Genomic DNA, 20,046 nt, shown 5'->3' with positions numbered 1-20,046 from the left:
GTCATGTGTTTAAAGGTTCGACAGAGAGGTGAGGGAAATTGACTGTAACCATCCAGGATGTACTCGACAAGCTATTACAGCCGGTCAGAGGTTTACCGTTGAAGGTAGATAGGCTCATCTCCGGGCAAGCTGACGCATCAGTGACAGGCATTGTCACGACCTTTATGGCTACAAACAACGTTATTTCAAAATCTGCAGCATGCGGGGCCAATTTGATCATCACCCATGAAGGACCGTTCTACAATCACTTGGGACAGATAGACCTTTTGCAAGATAACGGAGTATATCTGGAGAAACAAAAACTCATTGAGGAATCCGGCGTCGCCATCTTCCGTTTCCACGATGGCATTCACCGATACCAGCCAGACGGCATCATGACAGGATTACTGCGCTCGTTGGGGTGGGAACAGTATGTAAATCAGCATCGCATGGCAGCGACCACACTCACTATCCCGACGATGACCTTCTGGCAGGTTGTGCAAGCTCTGAAAGAGAAACTGCGGGTCCCTTTTCTTCGCGCGGCAGGGGACCTATCCATGAAATGCTCGAGGGTGGGACTGTTGGTGGGTTACCGGGGCAGTGGCGAACTCACCATCCCATTGTTTGAGAAGGAAGACGTAGACCTGATTATTGCTGGTGAGGGACCGGAGTGGGAGGCACCAGAATACGTTCGTGACGCGGTGAATCAGGGGCAACAGAAAGGTCTCATCATGCTTGGACATCAACAAAGTGAAGAACCTGGGATGCGATATCTTGCTGATACCCTAAGTCGAATGTTCCCGGACGTCCCTGTTTATTTTCTGGGGGACTCACCGTGCTTTCACGTCGTGTAAAGTTTGAAAAGCTCGCAGTTAACAGGGGCTGCGAGCTTTTTCGCTTGTGACTTCATACAACTGATGAATGTACCGATTATGAATAGGACGTGATGAGACTGTCGTCCAGGCCAACATAAGTGTGGGTCTCGTCATCGATCTTGTGAATTTCAATCAATGTGACTTCATTTTTCGAGAGTGTAAGCTGCAACTTCAGGTGCCCGTCCTCTGGTTTTGCGTTCTTGGTTCTTAGACTGGGTATTGCAGCATGTTTGAGTGCATTCACCGCTTCTCGACTCGGATACCTTGGTCTGCCCATCTGTTGCCATGTCTTCCACGGATTCGCATGCTCTTCGTCGACGGTTTGGCGCTTTATAAACACCGTGTCAGCCGAGAATGGGATATCGAGTTCCATCTCGCGCTCAAAACCCTCGCCTTGATCGAATACGAGGTTCCACGCAACAACAGCAAGGGAGCCATCGGGACGTTCTGTAACGAGGATATCATCATCCCGATAAAGCACCTGGTTCCCCAAACGATTAAAAAACGCGAACAGATGATAGGTTGGTTTTCGAATCCCATGTAAGGCGACGAGACCAAACCCACCGTGGAATTGGGCCTTTGGAATATCGGATTCCTCGAACACGTCACTAAACGTCCAGTATGAGAACGAGTCTGCATAATCTCCTGCCTCGCTCAGGATACGTGCCAGGTATGCTGCGTTGAAGACTGTGTCGTGAACCGGATTCGTTGGATTGTACGATGTGTTGTATTCGGTGATATGGAGGGGGAGATTTGGAAACGGTGACGCTTTAATCAACGCTCGAACCTGTTTGAATTCGCCGAGCATGTATGTGGGGGGATAGAGTTCCTGGTAGTAGTACTCGAACGTTTTCTTATTCGGTGCAGCTGAGGTGTAGGCGTGTCGGCTGACGAAATCAACAGGTGCGTTTTCGTCTTGGCAGAAGTTCAAGAAATCCGTGATCCAGTGATCCGACCCAGCACAAATCGCTGGTCCCCCCACTTGAAGTCCTGGATGGACTGCTTTTACAGCTTGAGCCGTCACTTTGTATAGACGGAAATACTCTGCTTCATCGGCATTTTCCCAGAAGTTAATGAGGTTCGGCTCGTTCCAGACTTCAAACGGCCAAGTTAATATCTCGTCGATCCCATATCGTTCAACGAAATGACGGACGACAGCTCGAATTAGAGCCGCCCATTTGCCGTAATCATTTGGTGGAGTCACATTGCCCTTCCAATAAAAAATGGTCTGTTCACCCGACGCAAGGGCCTTCGGCATGAATCCAAGCTCCACAAACGGCTTGATTCCCCGTTCCAAAAATGAATCGAAGATTCTATCAATATACGTGAAGGTGTAAAACGGTTTCATTTTGCCGTCGACTTCAACTTCTCGGTAGATGCCGATGTCGTCGTGCAATAGTCCGTGACCGCGAATGTAGTCAAACCCAATTTCACGTTGGACCAAATCCAAGTGGTCCAGGTACTCTTTCTGCAAAGCTAACCCAAGTCTGCCCGTTCCTACGCACAACTTCCAATTCTGTGGAAACGGTTGCGAATCTGAACCAGAAATCACAATCTTGCGCACCAAAATACCCCCATGCACAATCGTTTTCAATTAAGTAAGAATTCTTGAGAAACCTCCGTTCACGCCTTGTCATCTTGGAGCTCCTCTATATATAATTCTATCATATTGATTTGTTTTTTGTACGAACTAATTACCGAAGGAATCACAAGTGGATGATAACCTGAGAGGACGTGGTGTTCCTTGACCAAAGTGGTTGTAACAGGCGGCAGTGGAAAGTTGGGAACATGGGTTGTTCGAGAATTTGTTGAGCAAGGCTACGATGTCCTGAATGTCGATACGAAGTACCCGGCCGATCCCGTCTGTAACACGGTCATCACCAACTTAACCAATCTGGGCGAAGTTTACGGGGTCCTGAGCGGTGCCGATGCCGTTGTACACCTCGCTGCCATTCCAGTCGCGTATTCGCATCCAAACGAAGTTACTTTTCAAAACAACGTGATGTCTACTTATAACGTGCTTGAAGCCGCTTCCACCCTCGGGATTCAAAAGGCGGTCATTGCTTCCAGCGAATCCTCTTATGGAATCTGCTTTGCCATCCATCCCATCCAACCAGAGTACGTTCCGATTGATGAGGATCACCCCCAGTTCCCGCAAGATTGTTATGGGCTGTCCAAGATTGTGAATGAGGAAACGGCTGCCATGTTTCATAGGAAGACAGGCATTCAAGTTGTCTCGTTCCGCCTAGGCAATGTGATTGTTCCTGAACAATACGCATCTTTCAAGGATTTCATCCACGATCCGATACAAAGGGAGCGCATTCTGTGGAGTTATATTGATGCGAGGGATGCAGCGACAGCCTGCCGCCAGGCCATCGAAACAGACAACCTGGGTGCCGTAGCTTTGAACGTTGCCAACGATGAAACCAGCATGGATATCCCCAGCAGGGAACTCATGGCAGCGCGATATCCGAACGTCAAAGACTTCCGAGCACCACTTGATGGATTTGAAACACTCCTCAGCAACAAAAAGGCCAAGGAATGTTATTGGGGTGGCAACCCGTACACTGCTGGCGGAACCAAGTGTAAGCCATTTAGGTGAGGAAAAGGAGTGTGAGGACAGATGTCTGCTGTCTATTTAGACAAGGATGCATCCGTGGAAGCACGCGTTGAAGACTTGTTGGCTCAAATGACGACCGATGAAAAGATTGCGCAACTGAGCAGTATCTGGTCATATGAAGTGTTGGACAAAACGGCGTTTTCCGAAGAAAAAGCAGACCATTTGCTCAAAGCAGGGATTGGTCAGATTACACGCATCGGCGGCGCAAGCAGTCTCGACCCGGTTGAAAGCGCTAAACTCGCCAACCGTATTCAAAAATACTTGGCTGAAAACACACGTCTTGCCATTCCAGCGATGGTTCACGAAGAGTCTTGCAGCGGCTACATGGCCAAAGGGGCCACATGTTTCCCACAGACGATTGGGGTCGCGAGCACCTGGAACCCCGCCTTGGTTCATGACATGGGAGTTGTCATCCGTGAACAAATGAAATCAGTTGGCGCACATCAAGCGCTTGCGCCGCTGTTGGATATCACGAGAGATGCCCGCTGGGGGCGGTCCGAGGAGACGTTCGGAGAAGACCCATACCTCGTTTCCCAGATGGGGTTGTCGTATGTGAAAGGCCTGCAGACGGATGACATTCGAGACGGCGTGATTGCAACCGGCAAGCACTTCGTCGGTTACGGCATCTCGGAAGGCGGCATGAACTGGGCACCTGCGCACATTCCCTCAAGGGAACTTCGAGAGGATTTCCTGCTGCCGTTTGAGGCGGTTGTGAAGGAAGGCAAACTTGGCGCCATTATGCCTGCGTATCACGAATTGGACGGTGTGCCTTGCCACACTTCGAAGAAGCTCTTAATCGACACACTGCGTACCGAGTGGGGCTTTGTCGGATTGGTGGTCTCAGACTACTTTGCGATTAACATGCTCTACGAATACCATCACCTGGCGAAAGACAAAATGGAAGCCGCAAAGTTGGCACTTGAGGCAGGCGTGGACGTCGAGCTTCCGAGTATGGACTGTTATGCGGACCCGATCAAACAGATGCTAAAGCAGGGTACCATAGATGTTGGACTCGTGGATGCAGTCGTTCGCAGAGTGCTCGCGGCTAAGTTTAGGATGGGGTTGTTCGAGAATCCGTATGTGGACGTAGAGCGGGTTGAGGCTGTTTTTGATACGAAGGAGCAACGGTCGTTAGCCCACCGGATCGCGCAAGAATCCATGGTCCTATTGAAGAATGAAAACAACGTCTTGCCGCTGTCGAGAGACCTGAAAACCATCGCTGTGATTGGTCCCAATGCGGACAGTGTTCGCAATATTATTGGGGACTACGCGTATCCGTGCCACATTGAAACACTGATTGAGATGCGTGATAGTGCGAACGTCTTCAATACCCCGGTTCCTGAAAATTTAGAAATGGAATCTAATTTTGTGCCGATTATCAGCATTCTGCAAGCCATTCGGGACAGAGCCCCCGAAGGTGCACAAGTGCTCTACGCACAAGGCGCTGACGTGACGGGAAGTGACGCATCTGGCATCGCAGAGGCCGTCCGACTGGTGGAGCTTGCAGATATCGCGATTGTCGTGGTTGGGGATAAGCCGGGCCTAACCAATAGTTCGACGTCAGGTGAGTCTCGTGACAGGGCTGATCTGAACCTTCCAGGCGTTCAACAACAGTTGGTCGAAGCAGTTTATCAGACGGGAACTCCAATCGTGGCTGTGTTGGTGAATGGCCGCCCGTTGTCCATTCCTTGGCTGGACGAGCACGTGCCGGCGATTCTCGAAGCCTGGCTGCCAGGGGAGGAAGGTGCAGCTGCAGTGGCCGACGTGCTGTTTGGCGATTACAATCCGGGTGGCAAGCTGCCCATGTCCTTCCCGCGCTCCGTTGGACAAGTTCCGGTTTACTACAACCATAAACCCTCTGGGGGTCGTTCCCACTGGAAGGGGGATTACGTGGAGATGTCGACGAAGCCGCTCTATCCATTTGGTTATGGCCTCAGTTACACAGCTTTCGAGTACTTGAATCTCGTTGTGAAAAACCCGGAGCTTGCGGCGGACGGACAGGTTGAGATACAGGTGGATGTCAAGAATGTCGGCGCCGTTCGCGGTGATGAGACTGTTCAGTTGTACATTCACGACAGTGAGGCGACTGTGACGCGGCCGGTTAAACAGCTGAAGGGCTTCAAACGCATAACCTTGGAGGTCGGTGAGACGAAAACGGTGGCATTTCATCTCCCTGTGAGCAGTCTTGGTCTGTATAACCACGACATGGAGTACGTGGTTGAGCCTGGGCAGTATGAGGTGATGGTCGGCACCTCCTCCGAGGATATTCGCTTAACCGGCGCTTTCAATGTCGTTGGTAAGACAACAGTCATTACAAACCGAGCCTTCACTACGCTTGTGGAAGCCTGATTGAGTTGTGAATGTTGGCCTGAACGGGAGAGCGACGCGGTCCTCTCCCGTGTAAGCGAATCCCCGCAAAGGAGGACGATCTCGTGTCGAACATCAAGAATCCCGTCTTACGAGGCTTCAATCCTGACCCTTCGATTCTTCGCGTCGGTGAAGACTACTATATTGCAACGTCCACGTTTGAGTGGTTTCCAGGTGTCCAAATTCACCATTCGAAGGACTTGGTGAACTGGCGGCTGCTCACGCATGCGCTGACCCGCAGGAGTCAGCTCGACATGCTCGGGAATCCAGATTCCGGCGGCGTTTGGGCACCTTGCCTGAGCTACTCTGACGGGGTTTTCTACCTCATCTTCACCGATGTAAAATCGCATATGGGTCCATTTCGGGACACCCATAACTACCTCGTAACGGCAACAAACATCGAAGGCCCGTGGTCCGATCCGATTTATCTCAACAGCAGCGGCTTCGATCCGTCCCTGTTCCATGACGAGGACGGCAAAAAGTGGCTTGTTAATATGCTTCGGGACTACCGAAAAGGCAGGAACCCTTTCGCTGGTATCGTCATGCAGGAGTACTCTGTGGAAGAAAAGCGTCTGACAGGTCCGATTTACAATATCTTTAAGGGTACCAAGCTCGGTCTCACGGAAGCGCCGCACATCTACAAGCATGATGGGACCTATTACTTGATTGTGGCGGAAGGCGGTACGCGATTTGAACATGCGGTCACGGTCGCTCGGTCAGAGTCACTGTTTGATCCGTTTGAGGCCGATCCCGCAGGCCCCATGCTGACGGCAGCAGACAATCCACAACTCCAATTGCAACGAGCGGGCCACGCAAGCCTTGTTCAAACGCAAACCGGTGAGTGGTACATCGCCTACTTGTGCGGGCGGCCGCTTCGACCATCGATGTATTGCACCTTAGGGCGGGAGACAGCCTTGCAACAGGTCGAGTGGACAAGCGACGGTTGGCTGCGTTTGGCTGGCGGCGGGCATCATCCGCAAGTGGACGTGGAGGCACCCAACCTTCCGCAACACCCGTTTTCAAGCGAACCTGTGACTGTTCATTTTGATGAAGACAAGCTCAGCATTCATATGAACACTCTGCGTGAGCCCTTGTCTGAGAAGTGGGCTTCACTAAAGTCGCGCCCAGGATTTCTTAGACTGACGGGCCGTGAATCCTTGAATTCCCTGCATGGGCAAAGCATGGTAGCGCGAAGGCAACAGGCGTTTGACGTGGAAGTGGAAACCCTGTTGGAGTTCGAACCGGAAAGCTATCAGCATATGGCTGGGATTGTGTATTACTACAACACGAAAAACTACTACTATCTGTACGTGAGCCACGACGAGGAACTGGGGAAATGTCTCAATGTCATTGCGACCGATCACGGTATCTACAACGATGTTCTCTCACGACCTGTGTCCATCGAAGGTCACCCTCAAGTTTACCTGGGGATGCGCATTTCCGATGAAAAGTTACAGTTCTTATACTCTTTTGACGGAATGCGCTGGATGACCATCGGAGGTGTGCTTGACGCAAGCAAGATTTCGGACGAACACGTTGAGTCTCCTTTGAATGGTGTCAAGATGGATGCAGGCTTTACCGGTGCGTTTGTCGGTCTATGTGTGCAAGACTTGAGCGGTCGGAAAAAATACGCTGACTTTGACTACTTTACCTATCGTGAGCTCGAGAGGACGGATGAAAGTGAGTAAAAATATATTCTTTAACGCACATCATGCACCGATTGGTGCATATTCGAGTTTTACCCTCGGATTCCCTGGGGCTGGGGGCGGTCTCGATCTTGAGCTCGGACAATCTCCGAGAAAAAGTGTTTACATCGGCCTTGAGACCAAAGAAGGTGGCAAGTATGACGCTTTACCGTTCTTTGATTTCGGAGACGACGAAGCGAAACGTTACGACGTCGAGAAAGCCGAGTTGGCTTCCGAGTCGAATCAGGTGATACGTCCCATCGAACGACAGCGGATTACGCGTGAATTTCATCTGGGCTCAGACACATGGTCTGCGGACGACTTGACGTTTACCATTTATTCGCCTGTTCAAGGGGTACCTGATCCGACGGTTACTGACGAAAGTGCCCTTAAAGAAGTACTTGTTCCAGCAGTCATTGCCGAGTTGACAGTAGACAATACGACCGGAAACCGCAAGCGACGCGCCTTTTTCGGCTACGAAGGAAATGACCCATACAGCGGCATGCGATTTTTCAACCTTGAGAATGGGTTAAAGGGTGTTGGTCAGGGTCGAATTACCGCACTTATCGCGGCGGACGACAGTGCCAAGCAAGCGATGCATTTCAGCATGCAGGATATCCTTACAACACCGCTGGAGGAAAATTGGACATTCGGCCTCGGCAAGGTTGCCGCGTTTATCATGGATGTCCCTGTGGGTGAAAAGAAAACATTTCGGTTTGCCGTCTGTTTTTACCGAGCAGGTATCGTTACAACGGGACTCGATGCATCGTACTACTATACGAGGTTCTTCAAGAACATCGAAGACGTTGGAGCTTACGCCATTGCCAACTCAGACATGTTGATTGCAAAGGCAGAGCAGTGCAACTCGCTTGTCGAGCGTAACCACTTGTCTGTAGACCAGCAGTTCATGATGGCTCACGCGATTCGAAGTTATTATGGTTCGTCACAACTGCTCGATTTGGAAGGCCGTCCCTTCTGGGTCATTAACGAAGGTGAATACAGAATGATGAACACCTTTGACTTGACGGTTGACCAACTGTTCTATGAGCTGAAGATGAATCCCTGGACGGTGAAAAACGAGCTTGATATGTTTTCATCTCGATACAGTTATCGAGATGAAGTCCGTTTCCCCGGCCAGGCAGAGACACATCAAGGTGGCCTCAGCTTTACTCATGACATGGGCATTGCAAATCAGTTGTCGAGGCCGGGCTACTCTTCGTATGAGGAATATGGATTAACCGGATGTTTCTCACATATGACGCATGAACAGCTTGTCAACTGGGTGCTCTGTGCAGCCGTGTACGCTGAACAAACCGGGGACAAGGAATGGTTGTCCGTCAACCTCCCGATCCTCGAAGCGTGTTTTGAAAGTATGCTGAACCGGGATAACCCGGATCCTGCGAAGCGCAATGGTGTGATGGCTCTCGACAGCAGCCGGACGATGGGTGGGGCAGAAATCACCACGTACGACAGTCTTGACACGTCTCTGGGTCAAGCTCGAAACAACCTCTACTTGGCGAGCAAGTCATGGGCGGCCTACGTTGGGCTGAACAAGCTGTTCCAGGACAATGGGCAAGGTGTGCTCGCAGAACTGGCACTGGACCAAGCCATGAAATGCGCCAAAACCATTGTGTCCTTCCAAACAGAAGCGGGATACATTCCCGCAGTGATGGGTGAAAACAACGACTCGAAAATCATCCCGGCCATTGAAGGACTGGTTTTCCCGTACTACATGAACTGCCAGGAGGCACTCGATAGTGACGGACAGTTTGGTTTCTTCCTTGATGCGCTGAAGAAGCACTTTGAAGTTGTTTTGGTAGAGGATGTATGTCTGTTTCAAGACGGAGGGTGGAAAATTTCGTCCACCAGTGATAACTCTTGGCTCAGCAAAGTGTACCTATGTCAGTTTGTTGCGCGGCAGATTCTTGGCTTCGCAGGGGCAAAATACTCTGCCTCAGCCGACGAGGCACATGTCCGTTGGTTGACGCATCCTACGCTGTCCGTTTGGAGTTGGAGCGATCAAATGGTGCGAGGAGAGGCCATTGGCAGCAGGTATTATCCGCGGGGTGTAACCAGCATCCTTTGGCTGGAAGAAGCGACTCAACAGTAAAGTCAGGGTGTCACGAATCGCATGTTTGGCGTCTTTTGAAGAGACTCGGGTGGAATAGAGAATGGAAGGAAAAAAGGCTGCTCGTCATTACCGACGAGCAGCCTTTATAGTCACTCTGTCCCCTTTGTTCTGACTCCCCAGTCTGTTGTTTTGGAACGGCTCAGGACGAATATGCCTGTGAGTCCGGTCCTGAAAAGTGTGCTTGCAACACCAGGGCCCCAGCCCCGATACCGCATGAGAAGGAACCAAATTGAGATGTTTGAACACGGGCTGGAGAATATGGAGCTATGAACGAACGCTCTGAGATGACTTGTGAAACTCTCTGAATAACGTTTTCTTCTCCCGAATCAAAACGTGAGCTGATTAAAATGAGTGCCGGATTCAACGCATTAACAAGAGAAGCAAGGCCCACCCCTAGGAAATGAGCTGCAGACTCAACCGCCTTTTTTGCGTTCTCGTCTCCCTTTTCCATTTGTCTGATTACGTTTTTGAAGGAAGCAGTGGTGTTTGTCAGTTGATGGTAGTGTCGAATCACCGCCGTCTCTGATGCATAGAGTTCCAGGCAACCTTTGTTGCCGCAAGAGCAGTTTGGTCCGTTTTCGTCAATCGTCATATGGCCAAACTCACCGGCAATGCCTGCTTGTCCGCGAATCAGATGATTGTTCAAGATGACTCCGGTTCCAATACCGCGTCCCAGACTGAGAAATACCACGTTTGATACCCCTCTGCCCGCACCGAACAATTGCTCACCGATTGCTCCGACGTTGGCTTCGTTGTCTATAAATACTGGTAAACGGAGTTCGTTTTCCAGTATGGAACGAAGTGAGACATCTTTCCAATGCAAATTAGGTGCGTTTAAGATGACCCCTCGATTTGAATCGACAAGGCCAGGGATACCGACACCGACTCCGATAACTCCGAGCGGTGTATCGTTCGCAGCGTGAATGGCCAGCTTGATGATGTCAACCATACGGCGAATTGCATCATCGGTACTGTCCGACTCGCCAATTGTCTCATCGTAGGTGGTTAATACCTTGCATGACAGATCCATTACAAGGACGCGAAAGTAGTCAACGCCCAAATCAACCCCAATCACGTGTCCGGCGCTTGGATTAAAGCGCAAAGGAACAGGACGACGCCCGACTCCTGTTGACCCGGTTGGTTCGACATGACTGTCTTCAAGTACATACTGCTCTTGGAGCAGCTGTTCGATGATCCCAGAGACTGTCGCTTTTGTCAGTCCTGTTTGACGCGATATTTCAACGCGCGACAATGGGCTGTTGAAACGCAGCAGATTTAAGACAATGGAGCGGTTCAGATTTTTAATATATGTTTGGTCACCAGTTGCTCTCACACGAATACCGCCTTATTAGAGAAATTGTGGGTGTATGATTTCAGCGATTTTACATCACAGATGCATTGCCAATCACCTATGGTTAGTATATGATAAGTTCAATAAACAAACAAATTGTTTTCCTACCGCATTAACTACGTTTTGCAGTTTAACTGATTTCCCTGCAGAGGCAAGGCTACAGTCCTTCCGAAGCAGCATCCTGCACTGAAAACGGTCTCATATTCACATGAATTACGTGTGGCGTGTGTATATGGGCATCGCACAAATCTTATGTAGAGGTGACCGAAGTGGCGTATTTTGCAGATGTGGAAAAGGTTCAGTACGAAGGCCCGAAGTCTCGTAACCCTCTCGCATTTAAGTACTATAACCCAACTGAAGTGGTCCTTGGAAAAACCATGGAGGAGCACCTTCGATTTGCTGTGAGTTATTGGCACACATTCACTCTTCAAGGAAACGACCCCTTTGGTTTGCCGACAATGGTTCGTCCTTGGGACGGGTTCCAGGGCATGGAACTTGCAAAAAAGCGCGTTGAAGCCGCATTTGAATTCTTCGATAAGTTGAATGTCAACTACTTCTGCTTCCATGACCGCGATATTGCGCCCGAAGGTTCAACCCTGCGCGAAACCAATCATAATCTTGATGTCATTGTAAACATGATTCAAGAATATATGAAGTCTTCTGGAAAAAAACTACTGTGGAATACCGCGAACATGTTTTCCAATCCACGGTTCGTCCATGGTGCGGCAACATCTGCTGACGCGAACGTATTTGCTTTTGCTGCTGCTCAGGTGAAAAAAGGTCTTGAAGTCGCGAAACAGCTTGGTGCCGAGAACTATGTGTTCTGGGGCGGCCGTGAAGGATACGAGACCCTGCTGAACACGGACATGAAACTCGAACTCGACAACATGGCTCGCTTACTGCAAATGGCGTGTGACTACGCGGATGAGATTGGCTTCACGGGTCAATTCCTGCTTGAACCAAAGCCGAAAGAACCAACGAAGCACCAGTACGATTTCGATGCAGCAACGACGATTTCCTTTTTGAAGACACATGGTCTAGATGGCCGGTTCAAGTTGAATATCGAGGCAAATCATGCAACGCTTGCTGGACACACATTTGAGCACGAACTGTACGTCAGCCGCATTCATAACGCCCTGGGCTCTGTCGACGCAAACCAGGGAGATCCGTTGCTCGGGTGGGACACAGACGAGTTCCCGACAGATCTGTACAGTACAACGTTGGCGATGTACCAGATTCTAAAAAACGGTGGTTTGCACAGCGGGGGTTTGAACTTTGACGCTAAGGTGAGAAGGGCATCAATGACCCCGGTTGACCTGTTCTACGGTCACATTGCTGGTATGGATACATTTGCTCGAGGACTCCAGGTCGCGGCCCGACTGACGGAAGACAAGGTTCTCGATAACTTCATTGAAGAACGCTACAGCAGTTACCAGAGCGAAATCGGGAAAACGATTCTTGACGGAACGGCAACGTTCAAGACATTGGAAGAATACATCATCGACAAGGAATTTGTAGTGCAAACATCTGGTCGCCAGGAGCTGCTGTTATCCGTGTTAAACCAATACCTTTTGGAAGTGTGATAGAGGTTAGAGGTTTAATAGACGTCAAGTGAAGCAACTGTGAAATCCTTGTGTTTCTGGGGCGGTCGATTCCAGTTTTTCTGCTGGTATCGGCCGCCGCTAAGGTAAGGAATCGAATGGATAATGCCTCCTCTTTGTTCTCGCCTTGATAAACTCCCGGATCTTCAGGAGGGTAAAAATGAAATATGTCATAGGAATTGACCTGGGCACAAGTGCCGTCAAAGTCTTGTTGGTTAATCAGGAGGGAACGGTCTGCTTCGAGGTCTCGAAAGAGTACCCGCTGATTCAACTACAATCGGGTTTCAGTGAGCAGGATCCTGAAGAATGGGTGAAACAGACGATTTCTGCACTGAAAGACTTAGTGAACAGGGCTGGTGTTTCAGCAGAGGACATTGAAGGGATCAGTTACTCTGGACAAATGCATGGGCTTGTGTTGCTGGATGCCCGGAATCAGGTGCTCCGAAACGCGATTCTATGGAACGATACAAGAACAACCAAGCAGTGCAAGCAGATCACCGACACCCTCGGAGAAAAACTGATTACCATTACGAAAAATATCCCGCTAGAAGGGTTCACCCTTCCTAAACTTTTATGGGTGAAGGAAAACGAACCAGACTTGTTTGGAAAAGCGGTCACTTTGTTGTTGCCGAAAGATTACCTAAGGTTTCGGATGACCGGTTCACTCGCAATGGATTATTCTGATGCTGCAGGGACTTTGCTGCTTGACGTTAGTAGTGGAGCTTGGAGTACGGAGATTTGTGAGATGCTGGACATTCCAATCACACTATGTCCACCTCTGGTGGATTCTTTCGATATGGTTGGCACATTGCTCCCGGGTGTTGCTCGAGAAATCGGACTATCTGGGAGCACGAAAGTTTTCGCAGGTGGTGCGGACAATGCGTGCGGGGCGATTGGGGCCGGCATTTTGTCTGATGGAGATACCATGTGCAGTATTGGCACCTCAGGGGTCGTTTTATCCTATGAGGATAATAAGAACCGTGAGTTTCACGGGAAGGTTCACTTTTTCAACCATGCCAAGGGAAGCGCCTACTATACGATGGGTGTAACGCTTGCGGCGGGATTTAGCTTATCGTGGTTTAAGAGTACGTTCGCGAACGAAGAGAGCTATGAAAACCTACTGTCAGACCTGGGTAAATCCCCTGTTGGTGCCCGGGGGCTCATCTTTACCCCATATTTAGTCGGTGAGCGAACGCCTCACGCAGATGCCATGATTCGAGGCAGCTTTGTGGGCATCGATGCAAATCATCAGCGTGCAGACTTTACGAGGGCCGTGATTGAAGGCATCACGTTCTCTCTCCAAGAGTCGATAGAAATTTTTCGGAGAGAAAGAAAAGAGATTCACCGGATTATCTCTATTGGCGGCGGAGCCAAAAGCGACGACTGGCTGCAGATACAAGCAGATATCTTTAATGCGACTGTCTTGAAGCTGGAAAATGAGCAGGGGCCTGGAATGGGCGCAGCCATGCTCGCAGCATACGGGTGTGGTTGGTTTGACTCGCTCGAAGCGTGTGCACAGGAGTTTACTCGGGTGATAAAAGAGTTCCAGCCAAACAAAGAGAATGTCGGTCAATACGAGGAGCTTTATTCAGTGTACAAAGAGATCTATCCAGCGACACAATCTGTGAGCACGGAGCTATACAAGTTTCGAAACAGCAAGAGTAACTGAGCGGTGATGTATCACCTTGAACGTTTAAATACACAAGTACTCTTGAACGTGTGAATCATTCTGAGCAGGAGAGGAAATAAACCATGAGTGCGATCGAGCAGAGATACCGAGAGTTCCCAAACGGATTCATATGGGGTACTGCGACAGCCTCCTATCAGATCGAAGGTGCTGCTAAAGCAGAAGGACGAGGTCCCTCGATCTGGGATACATTTTCGAAGACGCCCGGAAAGGTCCTGTTCGGTCACACGGGTGACGTTGCCTGTGATCATTTCCATCGCTATCAGGATGACGTCCGATTGATGTCCGAACTCGGAATCAACTCATATCGCTTTTCACTTGCATGGCCCCGTGTTTTTCCTGAGAAGGGAAAATTTCTGGAGCATGGCTTCGATTTTTACAAGCGGCTGCTTGAAGAGTTGCATAAATACAACATTCAGCCGGCAACGACCATTTACCATTGGGATCTGCCTCAATGGCTGGAAGACGAAGGCGGTTGGTCAAACCGGGAAACGGTGAAACACTATCTGGAGTTTGCGGAAGCCGCGTTCAAGGCCCTTGGTGATCAAATTCCGCTTTGGATCACTCACAATGAGCCCTGGTGTGCCTCAATGCTCAGTTACGGCATTGGAGAGCACGCGCCGGGCCTGAAAGACTGGCGACGTGCCTATCGAGCTGCTCATCACCTCATGCTATCGCATGGAGAAACGGTGAAACTGTATAGACAGATGGGGCTTACCGGGGATATTGGGATCACGCTGAACTTGACGCCTGCTTACTCAGCAACAGATAATCTGTCGGACGTTGAGGCAGCAGCTAGACAGGATATTTTCTCGAATCGCTGGTTTCTCGATCCGATTTTCAAGGGTGCCTATCCAAGTGAATTTATCGACCGGCTGGAAAAGCATATCGGGCCTCTCGACTTCGTTCATGAAGGGGATTTAAAGACCATCTCAGAGCCGATAGACTTTCTTGGAATTAACTTTTACAGCCGATCCGTGGTGAAGAATCACTCAGACGGGTCACTGCTCGAGGTTGGTCACGTAAAAACCGAGAACAAAGTCACAGACATGGGCTGGGAAGTGTATCCTCCTGCCTTGTACGATCTCTTAAAGCGTCTTCAATCTGAGTACACAAGTCTGCCTCTTTACATTACCGAAAATGGTGCTGCGAGTCCGGATGTCGTCAGGGAAGGACAAGTGCACGACGACGACCGGATCGACTATGTACATGCGCACCTTCAAGCGGCTCATCAGTTTATCGAGGAAGGCGGAAATTTAAAGGGATACTATGTATGGTCACTCATGGACAACTTTGAGTGGGCTTTTGGTTATACGAAGCGGTTTGGGATTGTGTATGTGGACTACGATACCCAGGCAAGGATTCCGAAGGACAGCTTCCACTGGTATCAAAAGGTAATTACGGACAATGGGGTGCAAGAGCAAGCACAGAACAGGGCATCGACGAAGTAGTTAACACGCGGTATGCAACCTGAAGCATGTCAAAAATCATGCGTGATCCGGAGAAAGTAAAGCCGCGGCCCGAAGAGCAGCCGCGGCTTTGGTCCGAAACGGGCAGGTTGACGGATTTCAAAGGCTCACAGAAAATGATGCTGTAGTCTAATCTGTGTGATTTTGCTTCATCCTGTTGCCCATCGGTCTTATCTCCAGACATCCTTTGCAATCTCAACCACGTGTCGAAGCTTTGCCCACTGTTCATCTTCAGTTAACAAGTTTCCCTCTTCTGTAGATGCAAATCCGCACTGCGGGCTCAGGCACAGTTGCTCGAGCGGTACGTAACGGGTTGCCTCTTCAATACGGTGTTTGACTTCGTTTGCATCTTCCAATGCACCGTGTTTGGAGGTGATGAGACCAAGCACGATTTGCAGGTCAGGGCGCTGTACAAACCGTAAAGGCTCGAATCCGCCCGCTCTGTCTGTATCATATTCGAGAAAGAATCCGTCGATGTTTAGTCCTTGGAACAGCGTCTGTGCGACCGGTTCATACCCCCCTGATGTAATCCATGTGGAACGGAAGTTGCCGCGGCAGATGTGCATTGTAATCCGCATATCGGACGGCCTGTCTGCCACAGCCTGATTAATGGTCCTGGCGTACTGAGCCATGAGATCTTCAGGACTGAGGCCGCGAGAGCGCAACTTTGCTCGTTCATCTTCGGAGCAAAAATAAGCCCAGGATGTGTCGTCTAGTTGCAGATAACGGCAGCCTGCAGCATAGAAGGCCTTAACGGCATTCGCGTAAGCTTGACCGAGATCGTCAAAAAACTCATCTAAGTCAGGATACACGCCGTCCTGAAACGTTCCGCGGTAATGAAGCATGCTCGGGCTTGGGATAGTCATTTTGGCAACATTGTTGCCCGCCGCTTGCTTCAGGAACCTGAAATCCTCCAGCATCGGGTGGTGGCTGAAACCGACCTTGTCCACAACGCGGATAGCCTGGGATTTAGACTTTGTCCCGTGAAACTGAATGCCGTCCATCTCATACCGTTCGACGCCATCGAGTCTTTCAAGAAAGTCAAAGTGCCAGAATGCCCGCCGAAACTCGCCGTCGGTCACCGCAGTCAAGCCGATTTCCTGTTGTTTTTGGACGATGCGGAGAATCTCTTCGTTTTCAATATCACGGAGCTGTTCAGACGTAATCGCACCAGCAGCATAGTCTGAGCGCGCTTTGTGAACGCGATCCGTTCGAAGCAAGCTGCCCACCTGATCGGCTCGGAACGGCGGCGCTTGGCGTGGTCCTGTTGAGTTTGCAGATACCATGATTACACCTCTCTACTTTGAAGATGGAAAACAAAAATAGCACGAGTCTTCTTTACCATCATAGCGATTTTCTTGTATGTCTGCGACTCGAGGAGGGTTCAAAATGGGTGAATTATGTGCAACTGTTGTAAACACAATTGAGCGACAAGCAAATTTGAATTGTAAACGGCGATGCGGTGATATTGGAACTTGCGGCGTGTCATCGGCGCTATCATGCTCCGCTGAGGTGGAATGCGGCAGGAGGATTATGGCGTCGCCTTCAGTGAAACATTTCGCGTTACGGACACGGGGTGTGAGGTACTGGCATATGTACCAAGGACATTGTCAGTGAAGTAGCAATGACGTGCAGGAACTGGAATAAAAGATGAAGAAGGGACATACGGCTCCACCGTAAATCCCTTTTCACTCAGTAAACATAGAAATTCAACAGAGGATTGGAGGAGAACAGTCGTGACGCAGAAAAAGGCAAAGATGATATTAGACAAACATTTTCAAGTAGCTGAAGTGGATAACCGAGTGTACGGTTCGTTCATTGAACACTTGGGACGTGCAGTTTATGGTGGCATTTACGAACCGGGACATCCATATGCAAATGAAAAGGGATTTCGCATGGATGTCATTGAACTGGTTAAAGAGTTACAGGTGTCCATTGTTCGCTATCCGGGTGGCAACTTTGTGTCAGGATATAACTGGGAGGACGGTGTTGGTCTCAAGACCAATCGAAAACGTCGACTTGACCTCGCATGGAGAACGATTGAGACGAATGAAGTCGGCACAAATGAATTCGTGGAATTGGACTAACCTGGTAAATGCAGAAGTGATGATGGCTGTCAATCTGGGAACACGTGGAATTGATGATGCTCGAAATTTCGTTGAATACTGTAACCATCCGAGCGGCTCGTATTGGAGTGACCTGCGCATCTCACACGGCTATAGGGAACCGCACAAGATTAAAACGTGGTGCCTTGGGAATGAGATGGATGGACCCTGGCAAATTGGTCATAAGACAGCTGAAGAATACGGTCGTGTTGCACTGGAGGCCGCTAAAGTCATGAAATGGGTCGACCCATCCATTGAATTAGTCTTGGCTGGAAGCTCTAGTTCTCAAATGCCAACCTTCCCGGAGTGGGAAGCAACAGTGTTGGACCATGCCTACGAACAAGTAGATTACATTTCATTACATAGATACTATGGTAATCGTGACGATGACACTGCGAACTTTCTTGCAAGTTCTTTAGATATGGATCAGTTTATCCACACAGTTGTCTCGACTTGTGACTATGTGAAGGCGAAGAAGCGGAGTAAAAAGACAATCAATCTTTCTTTCGATGAATGGAATGTTTGGTTTCATTCCAATGAGGCAGACAGGCAGATTGAACCTTGGTCGATTGCGCCGCCGCAACTTGAAGATATCTACACCATGGAAGATGCACTGGTTGTCGGCACGATGCTCATCAGCCTCCTCAAACGGGCTGATAGAGTAAAAATGGCAAGCATGGCGCAGTTGGTCAATGTCATCGCACCGATTATGACAATTAAAGGCGGAGATGCCTGGAAGCAGACGATTTACTATCCGTTTTTACATGCCTCTCGGTACGGCCGGGGCACTGTGTTGCGTCCGATTATTTCCTCGCCGAGGTACGATACCAAAGAGTACAACGATGTACCTGTCTTGGAATCGATTGCTGTGTTTAACGAGTCTGCAGAGGAACTAACTATTTTTGCTGTGAATCGTGATCTGGACGATGCACTCGTATTGAATGCGGACATTCGAAGCTTCGATGGCTATGAGGTAATCGAACATATCGTCTTACAAAATGACGATGTGAAAGCATGCAATACTGTCGGTAACCCCAATGTTGTGATACCTCGTCTGGTGAAATTGTCCAATGTAGATGATGGGCATCTAGAGTGTTCATTGCCGAAACTGTCGTGGAACGTAATTCGGTTCGGTAAGAGAAGCTGAGCTGCTTGTTTCTAACCGTATAAATGACCAGGCAACGATATTCGTGGACGGACAGCCGTCAAGGTAGATAGATGAAACGTTCGCCGACGGCCAGCATATGAAACTTTTGATGCCTGTGATGATGGAATAAATAATCTATGGTGTGCGCCGGGTTGTCTCGGTTATTCGGGAACATATCATAGTGGAAGGGAATGAATAAATCGGCCCCTACAGCATTGCAGAAGTCGACGGCTTCGCGTCCGCTCATGTTACCGATGATATTTCGCGACGTGCGGAACACGTCTTGGCCGTTGATAGGCAATATTGCGATATGCGGCTGAAATGCAGCAACGGATGCCATCAACTCCGGGGTAACGACGGTGTCTCCACTAAAGTAGATGCGTACAGTACCGGCGGTAAGGAAATATCCAAGGTAAAGGTCTTGACCCTTGGCATTTTGCACGTATTCCGTGTGAGCGGCCGCAATCGCTTCGCACATGAATGGCCCAGTCTGAAATTTTTGGCCTGCAACGACGCCCACTATGGCATCTTGATTCAGATGAGCGACCATATGTTCATGTGCTGCAGGCAAAACGAACGAAGTCTTCGGTGAAACCTGATGAAGTTCGTTCAGCGTAGACAGGTCTAGGTGGTCGTCGTGATGGTGAGATATCAGGATCGCGTAAGCGTCGGACAATGATATAGGCTCCAGGGGTGGGTCATACTCCCGGACGAACTCGGTACCCGGGTCGTTCACCTCTATCGAGCGGGTCAGGTAGGGATCGAGGACGATGTACTGACTGCTGTTTGGCGCCTTAATCACGAAACCAGCCTGACCAAGGCTCCAAATGCCAACGGCCCCATCCGGAATGATTGTGGTTTCGATATCCTTCTTAAGTGTCTGACCTTGTTGATAGTAGTAGTTCACTGCTATAACCTCCAGTCGCGTGCGTAACGACGCTTGTCTCCTAGCTTACCATGGTTTTACATAGATGAATCTATTGTTTTGTCAATCGAGACGGCAGGCGTACAATAGAAGGTGAAACCCTT

The 20,046-nt window shown here is 49.7% G+C and carries 11 protein-coding genes and 2 pseudogenes; 9 read left to right on the top strand and 4 right to left on the bottom strand.

What is annotated here, in order from left to right; genetic code table 11:
* The first annotated feature begins 38 nt into the window (after positions 1-38).
* Positions 39-833, top strand: coding sequence for a Nif3-like dinuclear metal center hexameric protein (locus tag AN477_RS21350; RefSeq protein ID WP_054971203.1), 795 nt, complete (start codon positions 39-41; stop codon positions 831-833).
* 76 nt (positions 834-909) lie between these two features.
* Here the strand turns inward: AN477_RS21350 and AN477_RS21345 are convergent, their stop codons facing one another.
* Entirely contained in the window at positions 910-2,418 is a 1,509-nt protein-coding gene (locus AN477_RS21345; RefSeq protein WP_083486544.1) for a GH39 family glycosyl hydrolase, read from the bottom strand.
* A gap of 180 nt (positions 2,419-2,598) precedes the next feature.
* Here AN477_RS21345 and AN477_RS21340 point away from each other — a divergent pair.
* The 4 genes and pseudogenes from AN477_RS21340 (at position 2,599) to AN477_RS21325 (ending at position 9,636) form a co-directional block, all read left to right on the top strand.
* Positions 2,599-3,443: pseudogene (locus AN477_RS21340) on the top strand (NAD-dependent epimerase/dehydratase family protein).
* A 34-nt stretch (positions 3,444-3,477) separates the two neighbouring features.
* Complete coding sequence (locus AN477_RS21335; RefSeq protein ID WP_054971202.1) at positions 3,478-5,823, top strand: glycoside hydrolase family 3 N-terminal domain-containing protein; 2,346 nt, start codon at positions 3,478-3,480, stop codon at positions 5,821-5,823.
* Positions 5,824-5,906: 83 nt separating this feature from the next.
* Positions 5,907-7,529, top strand: a complete 1,623-nt coding sequence (locus tag AN477_RS21330) for a glycoside hydrolase family 43 protein (RefSeq protein WP_054971201.1) — start codon at positions 5,907-5,909, stop codon at positions 7,527-7,529.
* Entirely contained in the window at positions 7,522-9,636 is a 2,115-nt protein-coding gene (locus AN477_RS21325) for a glycoside hydrolase family 52 protein (protein ID WP_157062106.1), read from the top strand. The genes AN477_RS21330 and AN477_RS21325 overlap by 8 nt, the downstream gene beginning before the upstream one ends.
* Before the next feature lie 160 nt (positions 9,637-9,796).
* Here AN477_RS21325 and AN477_RS21320 read toward each other — a convergent pair whose 3' ends face one another.
* Complete coding sequence (locus AN477_RS21320; RefSeq protein WP_054971199.1) at positions 9,797-10,990, bottom strand: ROK family transcriptional regulator; 1,194 nt, start codon at positions 10,988-10,990, stop codon at positions 9,797-9,799.
* Positions 10,991-11,277: 287 nt separating this feature from the next.
* Between AN477_RS21320 and xylA the strand changes: the two genes are divergently transcribed.
* The 3 genes from xylA (at position 11,278) to AN477_RS21305 (ending at position 15,747) form a co-directional block, all read left to right on the top strand.
* The gene (gene xylA, locus AN477_RS21315) at positions 11,278-12,591 is read left to right on the top strand and encodes a xylose isomerase (protein ID WP_054971198.1); all 1,314 of its coding nucleotides are present in this window, start codon (positions 11,278-11,280) and stop codon (positions 12,589-12,591) included.
* A gap of 178 nt (positions 12,592-12,769) precedes the next feature.
* Positions 12,770-14,278, top strand: coding sequence for a xylulokinase (xylB, locus tag AN477_RS21310; protein WP_054971197.1), 1,509 nt, complete (start codon positions 12,770-12,772; stop codon positions 14,276-14,278).
* A gap of 83 nt (positions 14,279-14,361) precedes the next feature.
* Positions 14,362-15,747, top strand: a complete 1,386-nt coding sequence (locus AN477_RS21305; RefSeq protein WP_054971196.1) for a GH1 family beta-glucosidase — start codon at positions 14,362-14,364, stop codon at positions 15,745-15,747.
* 188 nt (positions 15,748-15,935) lie between these two features.
* On the opposite strand, the gene AN477_RS21300 is transcribed toward AN477_RS21305, so the two are convergent.
* On the bottom strand, positions 15,936-17,051 hold the full coding sequence (locus AN477_RS21300; protein WP_054971195.1) for a 5-methyltetrahydropteroyltriglutamate--homocysteine S-methyltransferase: 1,116 nt from the start codon (positions 17,049-17,051) through the stop codon (positions 15,936-15,938).
* Between the two features lie 450 nt (positions 17,052-17,501).
* Here AN477_RS21300 and arfA point away from each other — a divergent pair.
* Positions 17,502-19,017 (top strand): annotated as a pseudogene (arfA, locus tag AN477_RS21295) (arabinosylfuranosidase ArfA).
* A 58-nt stretch (positions 19,018-19,075) separates the two neighbouring features.
* Here arfA and AN477_RS21290 read toward each other — a convergent pair.
* A complete protein-coding gene (locus AN477_RS21290; protein WP_054971194.1) occupies positions 19,076-19,924 on the bottom strand; it encodes an MBL fold metallo-hydrolase in 849 nt (282 codons plus the stop codon).
* Between the last annotated feature and the right edge of the window lie 122 nt (positions 19,925-20,046).

The sequence above is a fragment of the Paenalicyclobacillus ferrooxydans genome (assembly GCF_001399675.1).
Taxonomy (GTDB): domain Bacteria; phylum Bacillota; class Bacilli; order Alicyclobacillales; family Alicyclobacillaceae; genus Alicyclobacillus_B; species Alicyclobacillus_B ferrooxydans.
Note: the sequence above shows the minus strand (reverse complement) of the source record. Positions and strands in the feature narration are given on the sequence as shown.

Coding starts and splice junctions, on each gene's coding strand:
- xylB (WP_054971197.1), top strand. CDS start 12,770: ATGAAATATGTCATAGGAATTGACCTGGGCACAAGTGCCGTCAAAGTC.
- AN477_RS21300 (WP_054971195.1), bottom strand. CDS start 17,051: ATGGTATCTGCAAACTCAACAGGACCACGCCAAGCGCCGCCGTTCCGA.
- AN477_RS21305 (WP_054971196.1), top strand. CDS start 14,362: ATGAGTGCGATCGAGCAGAGATACCGAGAGTTCCCAAACGGATTCATA.
- AN477_RS21335 (WP_054971202.1), top strand. CDS start 3,478: ATGTCTGCTGTCTATTTAGACAAGGATGCATCCGTGGAAGCACGCGTT.